This is a genomic window from Halomonas sp. LMYGS-3 (genome assembly GCF_059509875.1).
The window spans coordinates 12,518-32,839 of record NZ_JCAKFQ010000030.1 but is presented as its reverse complement, the minus strand read 5'-3'; the positions used below and the strand labels follow the sequence as shown (position 1 = coordinate 32,839).

Annotated in this window: 19 protein-coding genes and 1 tRNA gene; 10 read left to right on the top strand and 10 right to left on the bottom strand. The window is 66.3% G+C overall.

Annotated features, from left to right (window positions below; genetic code table 11):
• Positions 1–127 precede the first annotated feature (127 nt).
• Complete coding sequence (locus tag AC5W54_RS19600; protein ID WP_495963784.1) at positions 128–301, bottom strand: DUF2970 domain-containing protein; 174 nt, start codon at positions 299–301, stop codon at positions 128–130.
• 195 nt (positions 302–496) lie between these two features.
• Here AC5W54_RS19600 and AC5W54_RS19595 point away from each other — a divergent pair, with 195 nt between their 5' ends.
• Positions 497–856 carry a hypothetical protein gene (locus AC5W54_RS19595; protein WP_495963783.1) on the top strand — a complete coding sequence of 120 codons (360 nt, stop codon included), beginning with the start codon at positions 497–499 and terminating at the stop codon, positions 854–856.
• A 69-nt stretch (positions 857–925) separates the two neighbouring features.
• On the opposite strand, the gene AC5W54_RS19590 is transcribed toward AC5W54_RS19595, so the two are convergent.
• Genes AC5W54_RS19590 through AC5W54_RS19570 form a run of 5 tightly spaced genes read right to left on the bottom strand, consistent with a single transcriptional unit; the run spans position 926 to position 5,871 of the window.
• Positions 926–1,243 (bottom strand): cytochrome C oxidase subunit IV family protein, encoded by a 318-nt coding sequence (locus tag AC5W54_RS19590; protein WP_495963782.1) that lies wholly within the window; start codon positions 1,241–1,243, stop codon positions 926–928.
• 15 nt (positions 1,244–1,258) lie between these two features.
• Positions 1,259–1,966, bottom strand: a complete 708-nt coding sequence (locus AC5W54_RS19585; protein ID WP_495963781.1) for a cytochrome c oxidase subunit 3 — start codon at positions 1,964–1,966, stop codon at positions 1,259–1,261.
• A 28-nt stretch (positions 1,967–1,994) separates the two neighbouring features.
• Positions 1,995–2,675, bottom strand: a complete 681-nt coding sequence (locus AC5W54_RS19580; RefSeq protein WP_495963780.1) for a cytochrome c oxidase subunit 3 — start codon at positions 2,673–2,675, stop codon at positions 1,995–1,997.
• On the bottom strand, positions 2,672–4,468 hold the full coding sequence (locus AC5W54_RS19575; protein WP_495963779.1) for a cytochrome c oxidase subunit I: 1,797 nt from the start codon (positions 4,466–4,468) through the stop codon (positions 2,672–2,674). The genes AC5W54_RS19580 and AC5W54_RS19575 overlap by 4 nt, the downstream gene beginning before the upstream one ends.
• Positions 4,468–5,871 carry a c-type cytochrome gene (locus tag AC5W54_RS19570; protein WP_495963778.1) on the bottom strand — a complete coding sequence of 468 codons (1,404 nt, stop codon included), beginning with the start codon at positions 5,869–5,871 and terminating at the stop codon, positions 4,468–4,470. The genes AC5W54_RS19575 and AC5W54_RS19570 overlap by 1 nt, the downstream gene beginning before the upstream one ends.
• 271 nt (positions 5,872–6,142) lie before the next feature.
• On the opposite strand from AC5W54_RS19570, the gene AC5W54_RS19565 reads away from it, so the two are divergent.
• Both AC5W54_RS19565 and AC5W54_RS19560 read left to right on the top strand, forming a co-directional pair.
• Positions 6,143–6,219 (top strand) — tRNA-Pro (locus tag AC5W54_RS19565).
• 377 nt (positions 6,220–6,596) lie between these two features.
• On the top strand, positions 6,597–7,133 hold the full coding sequence (locus tag AC5W54_RS19560; RefSeq protein ID WP_495963777.1) for a DUF1269 domain-containing protein: 537 nt from the start codon (positions 6,597–6,599) through the stop codon (positions 7,131–7,133).
• 39 nt (positions 7,134–7,172) lie between these two features.
• Here AC5W54_RS19560 and AC5W54_RS19555 read toward each other — a convergent pair whose 3' ends face one another.
• Entirely contained in the window at positions 7,173–8,633 is a 1,461-nt protein-coding gene (locus AC5W54_RS19555) for a sigma-54 interaction domain-containing protein (RefSeq protein ID WP_495963776.1), read from the bottom strand.
• Positions 8,634–8,824: 191 nt separating this feature from the next.
• Between AC5W54_RS19555 and speB the strand changes: the two genes are divergently transcribed.
• From speB to AC5W54_RS19530, 5 genes are all read left to right on the top strand, one after another.
• The gene (gene speB, locus AC5W54_RS19550) at positions 8,825–9,775 is read left to right on the top strand and encodes an agmatinase (RefSeq protein WP_495963775.1); all 951 of its coding nucleotides are present in this window, start codon (positions 8,825–8,827) and stop codon (positions 9,773–9,775) included.
• Between the two features lie 49 nt (positions 9,776–9,824).
• Positions 9,825–11,207 carry a YjiH family protein gene (locus AC5W54_RS19545; RefSeq protein ID WP_495963774.1) on the top strand — a complete coding sequence of 461 codons (1,383 nt, stop codon included), beginning with the start codon at positions 9,825–9,827 and terminating at the stop codon, positions 11,205–11,207.
• Between the two features lie 76 nt (positions 11,208–11,283).
• The gene (locus AC5W54_RS19540) at positions 11,284–12,885 is read left to right on the top strand and encodes a 5-guanidino-2-oxopentanoate decarboxylase (protein WP_495963773.1); all 1,602 of its coding nucleotides are present in this window, start codon (positions 11,284–11,286) and stop codon (positions 12,883–12,885) included.
• Positions 12,886–13,068: 183 nt separating this feature from the next.
• Positions 13,069–14,514, top strand: a complete 1,446-nt coding sequence (locus tag AC5W54_RS19535; RefSeq protein ID WP_495963772.1) for an aldehyde dehydrogenase family protein — start codon at positions 13,069–13,071, stop codon at positions 14,512–14,514.
• A 138-nt stretch (positions 14,515–14,652) separates the two neighbouring features.
• Positions 14,653–14,853 carry a hypothetical protein gene (locus tag AC5W54_RS19530; protein WP_495963771.1) on the top strand — a complete coding sequence of 67 codons (201 nt, stop codon included), beginning with the start codon at positions 14,653–14,655 and terminating at the stop codon, positions 14,851–14,853.
• 22 nt (positions 14,854–14,875) lie between these two features.
• On the opposite strand, the gene AC5W54_RS19525 is transcribed toward AC5W54_RS19530, so the two are convergent.
• Complete coding sequence (locus tag AC5W54_RS19525) at positions 14,876–15,478, bottom strand: DUF938 domain-containing protein (RefSeq protein WP_495963770.1); 603 nt, start codon at positions 15,476–15,478, stop codon at positions 14,876–14,878.
• A 297-nt stretch (positions 15,479–15,775) separates the two neighbouring features.
• On the opposite strand from AC5W54_RS19525, the gene hutC reads away from it, so the two are divergent.
• Both hutC and AC5W54_RS19515 read left to right on the top strand, forming a co-directional pair.
• The gene (hutC, locus tag AC5W54_RS19520) at positions 15,776–16,492 is read left to right on the top strand and encodes a histidine utilization transcriptional repressor HutC (RefSeq protein WP_495963769.1); all 717 of its coding nucleotides are present in this window, start codon (positions 15,776–15,778) and stop codon (positions 16,490–16,492) included.
• 166 nt (positions 16,493–16,658) lie between these two features.
• The gene (locus AC5W54_RS19515) at positions 16,659–17,984 is read left to right on the top strand and encodes an ABC transporter substrate-binding protein (protein ID WP_495963768.1); all 1,326 of its coding nucleotides are present in this window, start codon (positions 16,659–16,661) and stop codon (positions 17,982–17,984) included.
• A 22-nt stretch (positions 17,985–18,006) separates the two neighbouring features.
• On the opposite strand, the gene AC5W54_RS19510 is transcribed toward AC5W54_RS19515, so the two are convergent.
• Positions 18,007–19,248 (bottom strand): branched-chain amino acid ABC transporter permease, encoded by a 1,242-nt coding sequence (locus tag AC5W54_RS19510; protein WP_495963767.1) that lies wholly within the window; start codon positions 19,246–19,248, stop codon positions 18,007–18,009.
• Between the two features lie 6 nt (positions 19,249–19,254).
• Positions 19,255–20,322, bottom strand: a complete 1,068-nt coding sequence (locus AC5W54_RS19505; RefSeq protein ID WP_495963766.1) for a branched-chain amino acid ABC transporter permease — start codon at positions 20,320–20,322, stop codon at positions 19,255–19,257.

Below are 20,322 nucleotides of genomic sequence, written 5' to 3'. Positions count from 1 at the left end.
CCCTTGCTCTTAATTAGATTCAGCTAGATGCAGGACGATCATAGGAAGAGGTACAGGATTTGGCTGTCGACATCAATACCATAAATCGTTGCTGCCGGCTTCAACGCTGCCGCGCGACCCGGGGGACTCAACGGGCGACCAGACTGGCCACCAGGGCCACCAGGCCGATCAGGACCAGCGTCATGGCGATTCCGACGGCGATGAACACGGCAGGGCGTCCGGCCTCGAAATCCGCCTGGCGTTGCCGCTCCTTCTGGACGCCGAAGAAGGCGGCCAGTACCGACTTGATCACGCTCCACATCTCCGCTCTCCCCTTTTCCCGACCGCCGTTATCGTTCTTTGGTCGCAGACAAGCCATGCACCTTGACCGGCATCAGGCGAACGCGCAACAACCTGCCAGCCAGCGGGCACTCCATCGGCCGCCTCCTATACTCTGGATATGACGGTACCATCCCCCCACCGCCATCCGCACCAGAGGAGGCACAGGAGCCCGATCATGAGCAACCGCAAACCGACCCAGCCCAACCCCGCAATGCCGACTGACGAGCCGATGCTGGCATGGTGGCAACAGCAGTGGATCCACAGTGCCTCCCCCCTGGCCCGCATGCAGCTGGCCTGGATGGAGAGTCTCGCCGAGGCGATGCAGTTCGAGGCCCAATACCTCAAGGCCATGGCAGACAGCGGCCAGCGCATGGCAGAGTGCTTCACCAGCGAGGATGCCCCTACCACCCCCGCCGAGGTGCAGGAGTGCTACCACAAGCTGGTCAAGGACGTGACGGACGCTCAGATGAAGCGCATGGAGAAGGCGACACAACTCTCCCACGAGTTCCGCGAACGGATCTGGGAAGAGATCTGAGCCGCCGCGTCCGCGCAGAGGCCCCGGGCATAGACGATCCGCCCGGTGCCGCCGCTTGCGCGGGCGGCATCAGTTGGCGAAGAAGGACAGGCGAGATACCAGCGTGTAATTCGATTCCATGGCCATCAATCCCGCCAGGAACAGCAGCACCCCTGGCGGCACCAGCACGGTGTAGATGATCGCCAGGCGCTCCCAGGCCATGTGCATGAAGAAGGCCACGATCAGGCCGGCCTTGAGCAGCATGAACAGCGTGATCAGGAACCACTTGAGGAACCCCTCGATACCCGATACATCCACCAGGTAGGAGCACACGCTGAGCACGAACAGCCACAGCCAGACCCAGAGATAGGTCCGAAGGGGGGGCTGTTGGTGGGTTGCGTTCGCCATGCCGACCTCCTCCCTCTACCACAAGTAGAAGAATGCGAAGATGAAGACCCAGACCAGATCCACGAAGTGCCAGTACAGTCCCAGGGTCTCGACCATTTCATAGCGCCCCCGGCGACCGGTCAGGAAACCGGGGCGTTGATCGTCCAGCGACCCGCGCAGCACCTTGACCGTCATGATGACAAGGAAGATGACCCCGATGGTCACATGGGTACCGTGAAAGCCCGTGATCAGGAAGAACACCGCGCCGAACTGGGCGGCCCCCCAGGGGTTGCCCCAGGGACGCACTCCCTCGCCGATCAGCACGGTCCACTCGAACGCCTGCATGCCGACGAAGGTAGCCCCGAGCAAGGCGGTCAGGAGCAGCAGGATGGCGGTCTTGCGGCGATGCTTCTCGTAGCCGTACTTGACCGCCAAGGCCATGGTGCCGCTGCTGCTGATCAGGATGAAGGTCATGATGGCGATCAACAGCAACGGGATAGATTGTCCGCCCACCGTGAGGGCGAACACCTCGCTGGCATCCGGCCAGGGCTCGACGGTGGACATGCGCAAGACCATGTAACCGACCAGGAAGCAGGCGAAGATGAACACATCGCTGAGGATGAAGATCCACATCATCGCCTTGCCCCAGGGGACATCGAAGACCCGTCGTTCCGCCGACCAGTCCGTGACGAGGCCCTTCATGCCATCGGGTGTAACCGGGTCTCGGTGGCTCGGGTTGTCCATCGTCATGCCCTCCTGTCGGGTCGACGGCTCACGTCGACAACACCAGCGCGAAGAGAATGGCCCAGACCATCAACAGGAAATGCCAGTACAGGGCACACAGCTCGACACTCGCCCTCACCTCGGTTGGCGAGGCGCCCCACTGGACCTTGAACAGGGTCCGCGCCCAGGCGACCAGCCCCCCCAGGAGATGCAAGGCATGCAGGGCGGTCAGCAGGAAGAAGAAGGCATTGGCCGGGTTCGCGGTCAGGTAATGGCCGGCCTGCTGCAACTGCCACCAGACCACCCCCTGCCCGACGATGAAGGCGATGGTGAAGGCGCCACCCAGCACCAGCCCCCACCACAGCGCCTGATCATCTCCCCCCTTGGCCGATGCCCAGGCACGCTGCAGGGCGATGCTGCCCAGCACCAGGACGACGGTGTTCAGCCACAGCAGGCCGGGGGTCGGCAGCGATCGCCAGTCGGGTCCCATTTCCATGCGCATCAGGTAGGCGCTGATGGTCAAGGCAAAGAAGGCAGTGGCCACTGCCAGAAATACCGCCAGGCCTACCCGAGCCGCCGTCAAGGAGGACGGTAGCTGACCGGCGTTGTCGCCTCCCGCTTGCGAGCCTTCCGGTTGCGACTCCCAGGGCCGCACGTTGATCGAGTGGCTGAACAGCCAGCCACCGAAGACCAGCATCAGGGTGGCCAGGAATAGCAGCGAAATCGTCATGGCCGCACCCCGCTCCTGTCATCCACGGCACCGTCGACCTCCACCTCCTCCGGCGACACGTTCTGTGGAATGAAATCCTCCTTGGCGCCGGGCACGCAGTAGTCGTAGGCCCAGCGATATACCACCGGGAGCCGGTCGCCGAAGTTGCCGTGGCGTGGCGGCGTATGCTCGGTCTGCCACTCCAGGGTGGTGGCCTGCCAGGGATTGGGGCCCGACTCACGACCGCGGTAGTAGCTCCAGACGAGATTGAAGAAGAAGATCAGTTGGGCCAGTGCCACGATGATGGCCGCCACACTCATGAAGGCATTGAGGGTCTGGACCGAGTCGGCGATATAGCCGGTTTCGCCATAGGCGTAATAGCGGCGCGGCACGCCGGCGAACCCCAGGAAGTGCATGGGATAGAAGATGGCGTAGGCGCCCAGGAAGGTCACCCAGAAGTGGATCTTGCCGAGGGTGTCGTCGAGCATCCGACCGGTGATCTTGGGATACCAGTGGTAGAGGGCGCCGTACACCACCAGCACTGGAGCCACGGCCATGACCATATGGAAGTGGCCGACCACGAAGTAGGTATCGGCCAGTGGCACGTCGACCGTGACGTTGCCCAGGAACAGGCCACTGAGTCCTCCATTGACGAAGGTGAAGATGAAGCCGATGGCGAACAGCATCGGCACCGTCAGATGAATATTGCCGCGCCACAGGGTCAGCACCCAGTTGTAGACCTTGATCGCCGTGGGCACCGCAATGATCAGGGTGGTGGTGGCGAACAGGAAGCCGAAATAGGGATTCATGCCGCTGACGAACATGTGGTGGGCCCAGACCACGAAGCTCAGCACCCCGATGATGATGATCGCCCAGACCATCATGCGATAGCCGAAGATGTTCTTGCGTGCATGGGTCGCCAGCAGGTCCGACACGATGCCGAAGGCCGGCAACGCCACGATGTAGACCTCGGGATGCCCGAAGAACCAGAACAGGTGCTGGAAGAGCAGGGGGCTGCCGCCAGCGTGCTCCGACTGTTCCCCCAGGGTCAGCATCGCCGGCATGAAGAAGCTCGTGCCGAGCAGCATGTCGCAAAGCATCATCAACACCGCTACCAGCAGCGCCGGAAAGGCCAGCAGGGCCATCACCGTGGCCATGAAGATGCCCCAGATCGTCAGCGGCAGGCGCATCAGCGTCATGCCCCGGGTCCGCGCCTGGAGCACCGTGACGATGTAGTTCAGCCCGCCCATGGTGAACCCGGCGATGAACACCATCAGCGACAGCCCCATCAACAGGATCCCGCCATCGATGCCCGGCGTGCCCGGGCTGATCGCCTGGGGCGGATAGAGCGTCCAGCCCGCCCCGGTCGGCCCACCCGGGACGAAGAAGCTCGCCACCAGAATCAGCACCGCCACCAGGTAGAACCAGTAACTCAGCATGTTGAGATAGGGAAAGGCCATGTCCCGCGCGCCACACATCAGCGGAATCAAGTAGTTCCCGAACCCTCCCAGGAACAGCGCCGTGAGCAGGTAGACGACCATGATCATGCCGTGCATGGTCACGTACTGCAGGTAGCTACTCGGATCGATCAGCGAGAAGGTCCCGGGAAAGCCGAGCTGCAAGCGCATCAGGATCGACAGCACCAGGGCCACGACCCCGATGGCCATGGCGGTGAGCGCATACTGGATGGCGATGACCTTGGCATCCTGGCTCCAGATGTATTTGCCGACGAAGGTCCTGGGATGGACGAGCTCCATCTCGTCGAACTCGCTTGCCGGAGCATAGGAAGCGCTCTCCTGTCCACGTTCCGCCATCACTCATCCTCCCCATCGCCGGGATTGACCGCCGCCAGCTGCCTCTCGGGCCGGGGCAGCGTCATGATGTAGGCGACCACATCGTTGACGGCCTGCTCGTTGACCAGCATCTGGGCCATGTCGACCATCTGGTTCCCGTAGGGGTCCTCGGGATGCCGGCCGCGGACGCCTTCGCGGAAGTTCTGCAACTGCCTGGCCAGATACCAGTCGGGCATGCCTGCCAGACGCGGCGCATTGGTGGCCCGGATTCCCTCGCCCTCGGTGCCGTGGCAGGAGCCGCAGGTACGATAGTGCCGCGCGCCACGCTCGGCATCACCGGACAGCGTGGCCTCGACCGGCTCGTCGGGGAGGGTCTCGATGTAGGCGGTGAGATCGGCGATCGCCGCCCGATCGGGAAGCTGGGCCGCGAAGGGTCGCATCTGCTGTCCGAAGGAATCTTCCTCGTGGGTGCCGCGCCCGCCACTGCGAAACAGCTCGAGCTGCCGCTCCAGATACCACCCGCCGAGGCCGGCGAGCTTCGGCGCATTCAGGTCGGGATTGCCCTGCCCTTCGTTGCCATGGCAAGCCGCACAGCTGGCGTAGCGCCCCTCGCCGGCCTCGGGATCCCCCGGGTCACGCGCGGCGAGCTCGGCATGCGTCGGTTGCGCCGCCAGCCACTCCTCGAACTCCGCCTGCTCCACGACCTCGACTTTCCCGCGCATGGCGAAGTGGGCGATGCCGCACAACTGCGCACAGACGATCTCGTACTCGCCGAGCTCGGTCGGGGTCAGCCAGAAATAGGAGACCTGCCCCGGCACCATGTCCATCTTGGCGCGGAAATTGGCGACCTTGAAGTTGTGCAGCACGTCCCTGGAGCGCAGCAGAACCTTGACCGGCCGGTCGACCGGCAGCAGCAGCCGGGGACTCCCCACCAGGATGTCGTCCTGCCCGTCGGGGTCGTCGGTCATGCCGAAGGGATTGTCGTCGCTCATGAAGCGGTTGTGCACGGCGCCGAAGCGACCATCCTCACCGGGCAGGCGAAAACTCCAGTGCCACTGCTGGCCCACCACCTCGACTTCGTGCGCCTCTTCCGGCGGCTGGACGAAGGCGCCCCACACCAGTAACCCGGGCGCCAGCAACGCGACGATGCCAATCGCCGTGAGCCCGGTCAGCCAGGCTTCAAGCTTCTTGTTCTCGGGTTCGTAGTGCGATCGCCGCTGCGTCTTGTGGCGATAACGGATGATGACGAAGGCCAGGAACAGGTTGACGGCGACGAACACCCCCCCCGTGACCCACAGGGTGATATGGATGGTGTCATCGATGGCTCCCCAGTTGGAGGCCAACGGCGTCAGATTCCAGGGGCTGAGAAAGTAGAACAGCACCGATCCCACCGCCAATACGATCACGACAACCGCTATCGCCATCGACTGCCCCTCCCTTGTACCTCACTGTCCATTTCATAAGTGAGTACATTATGGAGTCACTATAGTGACTGCCCCCGAAGCTCGCCAACATCCACGCTGGACGGGCGAAAAGGGCCGAAGCACGGTGGGGCGACGCCAACTGCCAAGGAAGCTTGAGCCAAGCGATTGAAACTGAAGCGCAAAGAGGGCTTTTCATTTGCCCCGCAACGCGCTAGTATACGCCTCGTTCTCGGGGGCCACTGGCAGCAGCCACCAGTCGCCGAAAACCCGTCGGAGCGTGGCGCAGCTTGGTAGCGCGCTGCAATGGGGTTGCAGAGGTCGCAGGTTCGAATCCTGTCGCTCCGACCATTAGATTCAAGTAAAACCGCCACTGTCGGATCATGCCGGGTGGCGGTTTTTCGTTCTCGTGGGTAGCACAGCCCTCCTTCCTGACCCATCGCCCCGGGCCACTCGCACCCTGTCCAGAAATCAGCCCGGCGACCCCTGCCGGCCGCCCGGTGGGTGGGTCGCGTGCATTCATTGCTTGCCGTTCGCGACGATATCGACAACCTTGAGTAGTTAAGTCCCTTCTACGGTCAGGGCGGCATCGACTCACACGATGCGCCGAGCCACGACCCTCGCCGTACCACTGTGGCAGGGACAGGGAATCGGTCGACAGGCAAGGAGCAGAAGGATGCCGGGGCGTATTGCGCCGGCGCCCCTAGGTTGCTGGACGGGAGAATGCTATGAGCCGCTTATATTTCTTGACCCCTGATCTGGATACCACCGTCAACATCGCCCATGAGCTGAGCGATCTCAAGCTGAAGAAGGACCAGGTTCACGTCACGGGCCGAGACTGGAAGCATCTGGAAGAACAGGGGGTGCATAACGCCACCCTGCGCGAGACCACGGATGTGGTCAATGCCGCGATGCGGGGCCTCAAGTATGGCATCCCGCTGGGGCTCGCCCTGGGTGTCGTCGCCTACTATGTCCTGAGCAATGCCATCGACGGCGTCAATTTCGCCCTGCTCATTCTCGGCATGATGGTATTCGGTGGCCTGTTCGGTGTCTGGAGCAGCACCATGATCGGGGTGTCGGTGCATGACGTGAAGGTCGACAAGTTCGAGGACGAGATCGAGAACGGCGCCTTCCTGATGATGGTGGACGTGCCCAAGGACCGGGAGAGTGAGATCTATTCGGCGATCCACCGTCATCACCCGGAAGTGGTCATCGAGAAGGTTACCCGCGAGGAACTCAAGCACCACTGGGGGACGGGGCGCTGAGCCCCCTTCGCGGACGACCGCCTGATCCCGAAAGGGGCGCTACCGCAACGATCGCGGCATCGGCTCGCGAGGCGAGGCCCGGCGAGGCTGAAACCCGTGTTTGCGCAGCTTGCGCACCACGCTGGGTTGGCTGATGCCGAGCCGCTCGGCGATGGCATAGGTGCTGGTGACTTCCTCGCACAGCGCCGACAGCACCTGTCGCTCGGCGCGAGCCAGGTACTCCGGCAGGGACTCACCGGTGGCGAAGACCGGCAGCTGGCACGGCACATCGGAGGCAACGGTCGCGTCCCGCCCCACGACCGAGGGGGGGACGACGCTCCGAGGGGCGGACTGGATCACGTCGTCGGGCGCCGAGAGCCAGGCTCGCTCCAGCCAGTTCTCGAGCTCACGCACGTTGCCCGGCCAGTCGCTGCCCATCAGTTCCGACCAGACGCTGGCATGCAGCAGTTTCTGGCGGCCGTAGTGCCGATTGAGCCGCGCCAGGCCACTCTCCACCAGCGCCGGGATGTCTTCCCGTCGCTCGCGGAGCGGCGGCAGGGTCACCGGGATCACGTTGAGCCGATAGTAGAGGTCGAGCCGGAAGCCGCCCGCCTCCACACTGCGCGCCAGGTCCTGGTTGGTGGCCACCACCAGGCGGAAATCGACCCGCCGGGGCCGGGTATCACCGAGCCGCGTGACGGTGCCGTCCTGGATCACCTTGAGTAGCTTGGTCTGCATCAACAGCGGCAGCTCGCCGATCTCGTCGAGGAACAGGGTGCCGCCCCCGGCCTGCTCCAGCAGGCCAGCCTTGCCCTGCCGCGCCGCACCGCTGAAGGCACCGGGCTGGTAGCCGAACATCTCCGACTCGAACAGGTTCTCGGGAATGGCACCGCAGTTGACATCGACGAAGGGGCCCTCGCCCCGGCGGCTCCAGCGATGCAACTGGCGGGCAAAGGCGGTCTTGCCGACCCCGGACTCGCCCAGCATCAGCACCGTGGCATCCGACGGCGCCACCCGCTTGAGCAACAGCGCCACCTCACGCATCACGCTGCTGCGTACCCGGAGTTCCTCGAGCTCGCCCTCGAGCGCCCCCTCCTCTCCCGATGCTCCGTCGCGGCTGCGCTTGAGATGCTCACTGAAGCGCTTCTGCAACAGCGCATATTCATCCTGTAGCAACTGCAGGTCGGTGAGGTCTCGCGAGCGACTGACGATTCGCTCGATCCGCCCATCGACGAATACCGGATGCGCCTCGGCGATCACGCGCCGCCCGGTACCGGTCACCTGCATCAGTTGGGCCGGACGGCCCGTGCGCAGTACCTCGAGGCTGATCGAGGGCTTGAGCACGCCGCGCGCCTCGAGCTCCTGCACCGTGGCCCGGGTGAGCTCCTCCCTCGACATGCCGTAGACCGCGGCGGCCCCCGGGCTCACGTCGAGCACCCGGCCCGCGCCGTCGACGATGAAGAAGTGGTCGTTGGCCGTCTCGATGATGGTCCTGAGCACGCGACTGTCGATATGGCTCATCCTCGCTCACTCTCCCTGTCCGATGGCGATGCATTTCTGCATCAATAATACATTACTGCATCACATTTCGCGGCCCAATGATGCAAGATCGCATCGAATGAATGAAAAACCATATGGAATCAACAAGCTAAAATCTGGCACGTTCCGTGCAAGCCATCGGCATCACACGCCAACGATCGGAGGAGAACCCGGTGAGCCATTACAACCAACCCCTCGGCGGGAACGAGATGCCACGCTTCGGCGGCCCGGCCACCATGATGCGCCTGCCCACCCAGCCCACCGCCGAGGGCCTGGATGCCGCCTTCATCGGCGTGCCGCTGGATATCGGCACCTCCAACCGCCCCGGCACCCGGCTGGGACCGCGCCAGATCCGCGACGAATCGCGCATGCTGCGCCCCTACAACATGGCGACCCGCGCCGCGCCCTTCGACAGCCTGCAGGTAGCCGACATCGGCGACGTGCCGGTCAACACCTTCCACCTGCCGAAGAGCATGGAGATCATCGCCGGTTTCTTCGACGAGGTGCTGGCCCATGGCTGCACGCCGTTGACGATGGGAGGAGACCACACCGTCACTCTACCGATCCTGCGCGCCATCGCCCGCAAGCACGGCCCGGTCGGACTCATCCATATCGATGCCCACGCCGACGTCAACGACCGGATGTTCGGCGAACCCATCGCCCACGGCACCCCCTTCCGCCGGGCCCAGGAGGAGGGCCTGCTCGACAGCCGCCGGGTGGTGCAGATCGGGCTGCGCGGCACCGGCTACGCCGCCGAAGACTTCGACTGGTGCCGCGACCAGGGCTTCCGCGTCGTGACCGCCGAGGCGTGCTGGTACACATCGCTCGCACCGCTGATGGCCGAGGTCCGCGAGCAGATGGGCAGTGGTCCCGTCTACATCAGCTTCGACATCGACGGCCTCGACCCCTCGGTGGCGCCGGGCACCGGCACCGTGGAGATGGGCGGGCTGACCGCCTCCCAGGGCCTGGAGATCGTCCGCGGTGCCAGGGGCCTGAACATCGTCGGCGGCGACCTGATGGAGGTGTCTCCCCCCTATGACCCGAGCGGCAACACCGCGCTGATGGGCGCCACCCTGCTCTACGAGATGCTCTGCATCCTGCCCGGCGTCCAGTACCGCGACTGACGTCGTCGCCGATCCGTTGCCAACGACAACAACCCCTGGGGTACCCTCTATGTCCTCCCTCGAGACCACCGGCAGCGATGCCACCCGAGACAGCGGCTTCCACCGCCGCGACCTCCTCAAGTTCCTGATCCCCTCGCTGATCGGGGTCAGCCTGTTCCTGGTGCCCTTCCAGGTCGGCGACACCATCAACATCGGCATGGGACTGATGGCGGATGGCCTCCAGGCGCTGCTCGGCGATGCCCTGCCGGCCATCGCCGTCCTCGTGCTCTGTCTCTCGGTGGTGGCCACCCTCTACGTCAAGCTGGCCCGCCCCGCCTGGGCCGAGAAAGGCGTGCTGAGCGACATGTTCCACGTCGGCGCGGTCTGGCTCGGCATGCGCGTCCTCGGTGCGATCTTCGCCCTGATGACCTTCTTCCAGTTCGGCCCCGAATTCGTCACTGCCGCCTTCACCGGCGGGGTGATGCTCAACGACCTGGCGCCGGTGCTGTTGACCTTCTTCTTCTTCGCCGCCCTGCTGCTGCCCTTCCTGGTCGAATTCGGCTTCATGGAGTTCATTGGCAGCCTGGTACGCAAGCCGTTCCGCGTCGTCTTCAACCTGCCGGGGCGCAGCGCCATCGACGCCACCGCCTCCTGGATGGGGTCGGGCACCGTCGGCGTGCTGATCACCACCCAGCAGTACGAGAAGGGCTTCTACAACCGCCGCGAAGCCGCGGTGATCGCCACCAACTTCTCCATCGTGTCGATCGCCTTCAGCCTGCTGATCACCAGCTTCGTCGACCTCAATCACCTGTTCATCCAGTTCTACTTCACCGTGGTGGTGGCCGGCCTGATCGCCGCCGTGATCGTGCCACGCCTGCCGCCGCTGTCGCGCAAGCCCGACAGCTACTACGAGCCGGTCGGCTGCCAGCTCTCCGAGAAGCGTACCGAGGAGGTGGGCCTGCTGCGCTACAGCCTGCTCCAGGCCGTGCGCCGCGCCGAAACGGCCCCCGGGCCGCGCGAGCTGGCGCGCAACGCCCTGTTCAACGTCGCCGACATCTTCCTCGCGTTGCTGCCTCTGGTGTTCGCCATCGGCACGCTGGCGCTGATACTCGCCGAGTTCACGCCGCTGTTCACCTGGCTCTCCTACCCCATGGTGCCGGTGCTCGAGTGGCTGCGCATTCCCGAAGCCGAGGCGGCCGCCCCGGCGACCCTGGTCGGCTTCGCCGACATGTTCCTGCCGGCGGTGCTGGCGACCAACATCGAGAGCGAGCTGACCCGCTTCGTGATCGCCTGCCTGTCGCTGACGCAGCTGATCTACATGTCGGAGATCGGCGCCCTGCTGCTGAAATCGAAGATTCCGATCAAACTGTGGGAGCTGGCGGCGATCTTCCTGCTGCGCACCGCCATCACCCTGCCGATCATCGCCTTCATGGCTCATACGTTCTTCTTCTAATGCCGCGAGCAACGGGCTTCGCGCCACGAGCATCCAACAGTTCGAACGCGTAGCCCGTAGCCCAGAGAGATCAACCATGACCTGTGCCGAACTGCTGATCCGCCTGCTGCGCCACACCTACGGTGTCGACACCGTCTTCGGCATCCCGGGCGTGCATACCGTGGCGCTCTATCGCGGCCTCGAAGGCAGCGAGGTGCGCCATGTCACCCCGCGCCACGAGCAGGGTGCCGGCTTCATGGCCGACGGCTATGCCCGCGCCACCGGCCAACCCGGGGTCTGCTTCATCATCACCGGCCCCGGCATGACCAATATCGCCACCGCCATGGGCCAGGCGCTCGCCGACTCCATCCCCATGCTGGTAATCTCCAGCGTCAACCGTCGCGACACCCTGGGTCGCGGCCAGGGGCGGCTGCACGAACTGGAGAACCAGCGTGACCTGGTCGCCGGCGTGGCGCGCTTCAGCCACACCCTGCTCGACCCCGGCGCCCTGCCCGAGGTGCTGGCCCGCGCCTTCGCGGTGTTCCGGAGCGCACGCCCGGGCCCGGTGCATATCGAGATTCCCATCGACCTCTTCGATGCACCGGTCACGCCGCCCGACAGTTGGCAGGCCGCGAGACTCTACCGACCGGTAGCCGACCCGGAGGGGCTGGCCCTTGCCGCCGAATGGCTGCGCGAAGCCGAGCGCCCGCTGGTGCTGCTCGGCGGCGGCTGCGTCGACGCCCCCGAGGCGACCCGCGAGCTGCTCAACCGCCTCGATGCCCCCGCGGTGACCACCATCAACGCCAAGGGGTTACTGGGCCGCGACCACCCCCTCGACCTGGGCGCCAACGCTAGCCTGCCCGCGGTGCGAGAGCTGGCCCGCGACGCCGACGTGATCCTGGCCGTGGGTACCGAGCTCGGCGAGACCGACTACGACGTGGTCTTCGACGACGGCTTCGCGTTGACCGGCCGGCTGATTCGCATCGACCTGGACGCTCAGCAGCTGGTTCGCAACCAGCGGGTGTCGCTGGGGCTGGTGGGCGATGCCGGGCGCAGCCTCGAACTGCTGCTCGCCCACCTGCCCGCGCCGCTGGCCAGGGGCGGTGCCGAACGCACGGCCCGGACCCTGGCGACCCTCGACCTTGCCCACGATCCGACCTTCGCCCCCTTCGTGCCGCTCTACGCCACCCTGCAGGAGGCGCTGCCCGAGGCGGTCCTGGTCGGCGACTCCACCGCCCCGGTCTACGCCGGCAACCACCTGCTCAGCCAGCCCGCGCCGCGGCGTTTCTTCAACGCCTCCACCGGCTACGGCACCCTCGGCTACGGCCTGCCGGCGGCGCTCGGCGCCCAGCTCGGCCAACCCGGGCTGCCGGTGGTGGCGCTGGTCGGCGATGGCGGGGTGATGTTCACCCTGTCGGAACTCGCCACCGCCGTGGAGGAGCGCCTGCCGGTGGTGATCCTGCTGTGGCACAACCAGGGCTATGAGGAGATCCGCCGCTACATGGATGCCCATGGCGTCGAACGCCTGGGGGTGGACATCCAGGCCCCGGACTTCCAGACCGTGGCCGCCGGCTTCGGCTGTCTCGCCACCCGGGTGGGTGCCCCCGTCGAGCTGGCCAGCGCCCTGGCCGCCCGCCCCACCGATGGCCCCCTGCTGATCGAGGTGGATGCCGCCGCCTGGCAGCGGGCTATCGGTTAGCAAACCAATCGGTGAGCGGCGCCAGGGGGACGGTAAAGCGAAGGTCCTTTTCCAGGGAAGGAAAAGGTAGCGTCCAGGGAGGGATTCACAGCGCCTTCGCGGCACCGTTCCCCTGGAATAGCCGCGGTTCCCAGCCTCCAAGGGTGTCTTGCTCCCATGGCCAGATAAAGAGAGTCCCTCCCCATGCAACGCCTCGACCAGCAATTTATCGACAATCACTGGGTGAGCTCCCAAGGGGAGCGCCACCTGCCGGTGACCAATCCCTACACGGAAGCGGTGATCGCCAAGGTCACCGCCGGCCATCCCGCCGACGTGGACGCCGCCGTGGCCGCCGCCCGTCGCGCCCTGCCTGCCTGGCGGGCGCTCGCCGGTGCCGCGCGCGCGACCTATCTCGACGGCTTCGCCGATGTCCTGACGCGGCGCCGCGACGACCTGATCCATCTCTCCAGCACCAACAACGGCAAGGTACTCGCGGAAGCCGCCATCGACCTCGACGACGCCATCGCCTGCTACCGTTATTATGCCAGCCAGGCGCGAGCCCTGGACCAGCGCCAGGGACGGCTCGTCGAGGTGGCGATGGAGGGGGTGGAGGCACGCTGCTACCACGACCCGGTGGGCGTGGTGGGGCTGATCACCCCCTGGAACTTCCCGCTGGTGACCAGTGCCTGGAAGCTCGCCCCGGCACTCGCCGCCGGCTGCACCGTGGTGCTCAAGCCTTCCGAGGTCACGCCGCTGCCGGAACAGGCCTTGGCCGAGATTGCCCTGGAGATTGGCCTGCCCACCGGGGTCTTCAACCTGCTGCTTGGCGACGGCGAGGGCATCGGCGCCCCGCTCAGCCGTCATCCTGGCATCGACAAGCTCTCCTTCACCGGCAGCAACCGAGTAGGCGAGGCGGTGATGCACGCCGCCGCCGATCGCACCGCCGGCGTCTCGCTGGAACTGGGGGGCAAGTCCCCCATCCTGGTGATGGAGGACGCCGACCCCGACCAGGCCGCCGACTGGGTGATGGCCGGCATCTACTTCAACGCCGGCCAGATCTGCTCGGCGACCTCGCGGCTGCTGGTCCATCAAGCCGTCGCCGAGCCGCTCTATGCTGCCCTGGGCGAGCGCATCGATGCCCTGGTGCTGGGCGATCCGCTGATCGCGGGCACCACCATGGGCCCGCTGACCAGCGCCCGCCAGCGTGACAGCGTGCAGCATTATCTCGCCATCGCCGAGAGCGAAGGCCTGACCGCGGTGCGCGACGCCCGTCACCGCCCCCTGCCCGAACGGGGCTTCTTCCTCGCCCCGACCCTCTACCGCGACGTGCCGGTGACGAGCCGGCTATGGCGCGAGGAGATCTTCGGTCCGGTGCTGTGCGGGTGCAGCGTGGCCAGTGAGGAGGAAGCCATCCGGCTTGCCAACGACAGCGACTTCGGCCTGGCCGCCACGGTGATCAGCGGCGACGCCGAACGCGCCCGGCGCATCGGCCGCCGGTTGCAGGCCGGCTGCATCTGGTTCAACGGCGAGCAGCTGGTGCTGCCCGAAACCGGCTGGGGCGGGTTCAAGCGCAGCGGCATCGGCCGCGAACTGGGCCCCGGGGGGCTCGCCGCCTATCTGGAGGTGAAACACCTGATCGGCCCGGCCTGAGGCGTGCCCCCCATACGACGAGACGCGGCGGCCCGGCCCCGGGCCGCCGCCTCCTCGCGTCGGCATCCCGATGGCGGTTGACGCCCCCGCGGCCAGCCCTCAGGCTGACCGCAATGCCACTTCACGAAGGGATTCACCGTGACACGACCGACCCGCTTCGCACGGCCCATCGCCGCCGGCCTGAGCCTCGCCCTGCTTGCCGGCTGCACCACCTACACCTTTCCCGACGGCAGCCGCGAGACCCTGTGGGGGGTGCCCACCGAGGACGAGACCAAGACCCGCGAGGAGCGCCAGGCGGAGCCGATCGAGTACCGGGTGCCCGGCGAGATGCCCGAGTGACGAACGTCACGGCGCGTTGACGTCAGGCGCCCTTGCGGAAGACCACGCTGAGGTTATTGGCGGGCATCTCCACCACCCGCTCGAGGGAGAACCCACGACCCTCGGCCTCGGCCGTCACCACCCCGAGATCGCGAATGCCCCAGCGCGGGTCGCGGGCTCGAAGGTCGGCGTCGAAGGCCGCATTGCTGGGCGCCGTATGGCGTCCCGACCGCATGAAGGGGCCATACAGATAGAGCACGCCACCTGGCGGCAGTCGCTTCCCGGCACAGGCCAGCAGCGCTTCGGTCACCTCCCACGCTGAGATGTGGAGGAGGTTGATCGCCACCATGGCGTCATGGGGCCCGGCCGGACAGATGGTGGTCACATCCAGCGCCATGGGCTCCAGCAGATTGGCCAGGCCGGCATGCTTTCGCCACGCCTCGATCGACCGACGCGCATGGGGGTTCGGGTCGCTGGGCTGCCACGTCCAGCCCGGCATGGCGCCGGCGAAGTGCACGGCATGCTCACCGCTACCGCTGGCCACTTCCAGGATACGGGCGCGTTCCGGCAGCACCTGCTGCAATACCTCGAGGATCGGCTGACGGTTGCGTGCCGTGGCGGGGCTTTGCAGCCGAGGGTCATTCATGGCATCACTCGCTTTCATCGGACATGGGGTCAGCCCTGCTGCGCCAAGGCCTTCTCGACGAACTCATTCGCACGCCGGTGTCCCGGCCGCTCCTTCAGTCCCGCCCAGTAGGCCTCGAACTCGGGCGCCTGTCGAGGGTACCGCACTACACGCCCCCATCTACTGCCCGCTCACGGCGACCCCTCGGGGCTGCCGCCCCGCATGGGCACTCCCGGGATGTCCCCGCCGCATACGCGGGGTAAACTGAGAGGCGATCCGCTCCTCGACACCTCTCAACGAAAGGATTCACGGCCGATCATGGGCAGCTCCCCTCCTCTCTACCTGCAGATTCAGCAGCACCTGCTGGAGAAGATCCACAACGGCGCCTGGCCGGCTCACCACCAGATTCCGCCGGAGGAGCAGTTGGCACGCGACTTCGGGGTCAGCCGCATGACCGCCAACAAGGCGATCCGCGATCTGGTGCAGCAGGGCTACCTCACCCGCCAGCCGGGGCTCGGTACCTTCGTCACCGACCGCAAGGCGGAGTCGTCGCTGGTGGAGGTGCACAACATCGCCGAGGAGGTGCGTAGCCGCGGACACGGCTACAGCAACGACGTGCTGCGCGCCGAGGCCATCGAGGCCGACGACGAGGTCGCGCTGCGCCTGGGCGTACGGCTGGGCACCAGTGTCTTCCATACCCTGATCGTGCATCGCGAGAACGGCGTGCCGATCCAGCTGGAGGACCGCTATGTCAACCCGCGCTGGGTACCCGACTACCTGGAGACCGACTTCTCCCGCCATACACCCAACGAGGTGCTGGTGGCGGCCTGCCCCATCTCCGATATCGAGCATGTGGTCGAGGCCGTGCTGGTCGATGCCACCACCGCCCGCCATCTGGACACCGAGGTCACTCGGCCCTGTTTGAGCATGATTCGCCGCACCTGGTCCGGCGACCACCTGATCAGCTATGCACGGCTGATCCATCCCGGCGAGCGCTACAAGCTGCGCTCCTCGGTCCATCGCGATCCGCACTGAGCCGGCAGGCCCGAAAGTGGCGGGAGCCCCCCCGGCGAACTAGCCTGATGGTCGTCGATCCTGTCGCGCGCCACTATGCACCACAAGGCACCACAAGACTTCGCAAGCCCAGAAGAATGCAGGATCGATTGACTCCAGCAACCTTGCCGCAGGGGAGGTAGCAGTCATGAATGCACGTAATGGTACAGGCCCCATGGCCGCCGGCATTGGAAAGGCCGGGCTGACGGCGCTGGCGCTTGGTCTCGCCACCGCCGCCGTCGCTCAACCGCCGGCGATCACGCTGGGCCAGATCGCCCCCTTCACGGGTGCGGGTGCCGAGTTCGGCGAGTACTACCGCGACGGCGCCGCCCTCGGCGTCCAGCACATCAACGCCGCCACCGAAGAGGTACTCGGCGGTGCCATCATCGGCAACCATATCGCCGAGGACAGCGCGACGCTGCCGAGCCCCGCCATCGAGGCGGCCCGCGGGCTGGTCGAGGTGCACGGCGTACCGGCCATCATCGGCGGCTGGTCCAGCGGTGTGACGGTCGCGGTGGCGACCTCCGTGACCATTCCCTCCGAGGTCCTGCAGGTCTCCAACGGCTCGACGTCGCCACTGATCTCGGTGCTCCCGGAGGATCGTGACGCCGACCTGCTGTTCCGGACCACGGCGTCCGACGCCCTGCAGGGGGTGGTCGCCGCCCAGCTCGTCGCGGGCGAGATCATCGACGACTACCGGTTCGACAGTGCGTCGTCCATCTTCATCAACAACCCCTACGGCCAGGGCCTGTCGAATGCCTTCGCCCGGTCGTTCCAGCTGCGCGGCGGGGTGATCCACGCCCAGGTCCCGCACCCCGAGGAGGTCCAGCCGACCTATACCTCGCAACTCGCTTCGGCCTTGCAGGACGAACCGGACCTGCTGTTCGCGGCGAGCTATCCGGCGCATACCGCGACCTTCCTCGCCGAGGCCCGGGATCTCTTCGATCCGGTGGCCTGGCAGTTCGTCGACGGCAACCGCGCCGACGAGGTCGTCGAGGCGCTCGGTGCCGACACCGTCGAAGGCGTGATCGGTACGGCGCCCGGACAGGACCCCAGCATCCCGGGCTTCCAGAACTTCTCCGAGCAGTTCAGGGACGAGTTCGGGCACGATCGCATCCCACCGTTCACCGAGTCGGCCTATGACGCGGCGATCGTCATCGGCCTGGCGGCGGTCAAGGCGTACGCGGACGGTCACGAGTCTGCCGACGCCATCACCGGGCCAGTGCTGCGCGATCGGCTGCGTGAGGTCGCCAATCCGCCGGGGCTGACCATCACGGCAGGCGACTACGACAGCCTCGTGGCCGGCATCGAGGCGATCATGGCCGGTGAGGACGTCCAGTACAGCGGCGCGGCCGGGCCGGCGGACTTCGACGACAACGGCGATGTCCTGACGCCCATCGCCATCTGGCAGTACCGCAACGGCGAGAGCGAGACCCTGGCCATCATCAACCCGGACGAGATCCCCGAGGAGTAACCCGCAGGCGGAGCCCTGGCGGTCAGGGCTCCGCCGCCTCCCGCCGCCGGGTCGGCTGCCGACGGCTACGTGAGTCGCGCAGATAGTTGGACACCCGCATCTCCTCGGGAAGCAGCCCCTGCGGTCGGAACAGCACCACGGCGGCCAGCAGCAGCGACACCAGCAGCCAGCGGATGTACTGGGCGCGACCGGGAAGCTCCTGATGGATGGCGGCCAGCACCGGCCCCAGGGCGTTCGCGATGAAGGCCGTGCCGGCCCATACGCCCCAGACCAGGATCGCCCCCACGATGGCACCGCGGTGGTTCCCGCTGCCGCCGAGCATGAGCATGATCCAGACCAGGAAGGTGCCGAACAGCGCATGGAAGTGGCTGTAGTCGATGGCGACGGTGTAGTGCGCATACAATGCGCCGGCGACCCCCATGACCATGGCACCGACCACGAACGCCTGGACTCGGGAGAAGGTGACGTTCTTGCCGTTCATGGCCGCCGAGGCCTCCTCATCGCGCACCGCCCGCAGCATCCGCCCCCACGGCGAACGGCAGGTACGCTCGAGCACCACATACATCAGCGCCAGGAAGCCCGCCACGATCATCAGGTAGAAGGCGGTGTAGTCGCGCGTACTCAGGGGCTCGACGATCCATGCCAGGGATTCGGGTATCCACTCGCAGTGGCGAGTCTCGAACAGGCAGCGGCCCGGCTGCGGAATGCCCCGCAGGGGCTGGGGGCCATTGGCCAGCCAGCGCTCGTTCTGGAAGATGAGCCGGATGATCTCGGCCACGCCGATGGTAGCGATGGCCAGAAAGTCCAACCGCAGGCGCAGCACGGGGACGGCGACGATGAGCGCGACCACCCCCGAGACCACCGCCGCCGCGAGCACGCCAACGAGGAACGGCATTTCCAGCCCGAACAGCACGTGCGTGTACTGGGCCGCCAGGCCGGTGGGCGACTCGATGGTGAACAGCGCCGAGGTGAAGGCGCCGACCGCGAAGAAGCCCGCCACGCCGAAGTTCAGATGCCCCGTGTAACCCCACTGGGTATTCAGGCCGAGGCTGAGCATCGCGTAGAGACTCGCCATGGTCATGAAGCTGATGAAGTAGGACAGGTAGCCCGATGGCACGCTCGCCGCGATGCCCAGGCCGGCGGCGAGCCCGAGCACGATGCCCCCCGGTACCCGCCACCTGGCCCCGGGAGGCAGCAGAATCGGCAGGATGAACGCCAGGGCAACCCCCAGCATCAGCCCCTTGAGGAAAATCACCTGAGACATGGTGGATCACCCCTCTGCACGGCCGAGCAGCCCCTGCGGGCGGATAAGCAACGTCAGCACCATGAGCACGAACGCCACCGCGGGACCGTAGGTCGGGTCGAGGAAGGACGTCGACACCTGGTGGGCGATGCCGATGATGAGCGCCGCGATCAGGGCGCCATAGGGATTACCGATGCCGCCCATGATGGTGGCCGCGAACATGGGCAGCAGCAGCCAGAACCCCATCTCCGGCCGCAGTTGCGAACTCAGGCCATACATGATGCCGCCGGCGGCGGCGAGCCCGCCGCCGAGCATCCAGGTCCAGGCGATGACGCGCTCGGTGTTGATCCCGCGGATCTGGGCGAGCTCGGGATTGTCGGCGGTGGCACGCATCGCCTTGCCCAGCCGGGTCCACTCGAGCAGGGCGTAGACGGCGGCGACGAAGACGAAACCGAGCAGCAGGATGAACAGCTGATCGGCGCGAATGCGCATGCCGAACGGCAGGTAGAGCGCGGGATTGGGCCGGCCCGGATAGTAGAAGTGGAAGTCGGGCCCCCAGGACAGATAGATCATGCTGCGAACGAAGAACGCCATCGCCAGCGAGGCCATGGCGAAGAACACCAGGTGCGAGCCGGTGCGTCGCAGGCGCCGGTACACCACGCGGTCGATGGCGACCGCGACCACGCCGACCACCGGCATGGCGACGACCAGCGCCACGAGAAACTCGTAGCCGAAGGAGAACGGGCGCAGCGGCTCGCCCTGGGGCAGCAGGGGAATCACCGAAAAGGCCACGTAGGCGCCCAGGGTCACCAGGGCCCCATGGGAGAAGTTGGGGAACTTCAGGACGCCGTAGACCAGCGACAGGCCGATGCTGCCCAGGGCGATGATTCCGCCGAGCATCAGTCCCCAGGCCGTCAGTGCCAGCAGACGCTGTCCACTGGCGCCGGCTATCAGACCGGCGAGGTACATGACGACCAGGACCATCAGGAGGGTACCGACCAGGAAACCACGCGTGCGGATGAAGGCGCGCACGCGTTCCCCGACCCGGCGCTCATCGGCGGATGCATCCCGTGCCGCGTTGCGGGTATCGGGCAT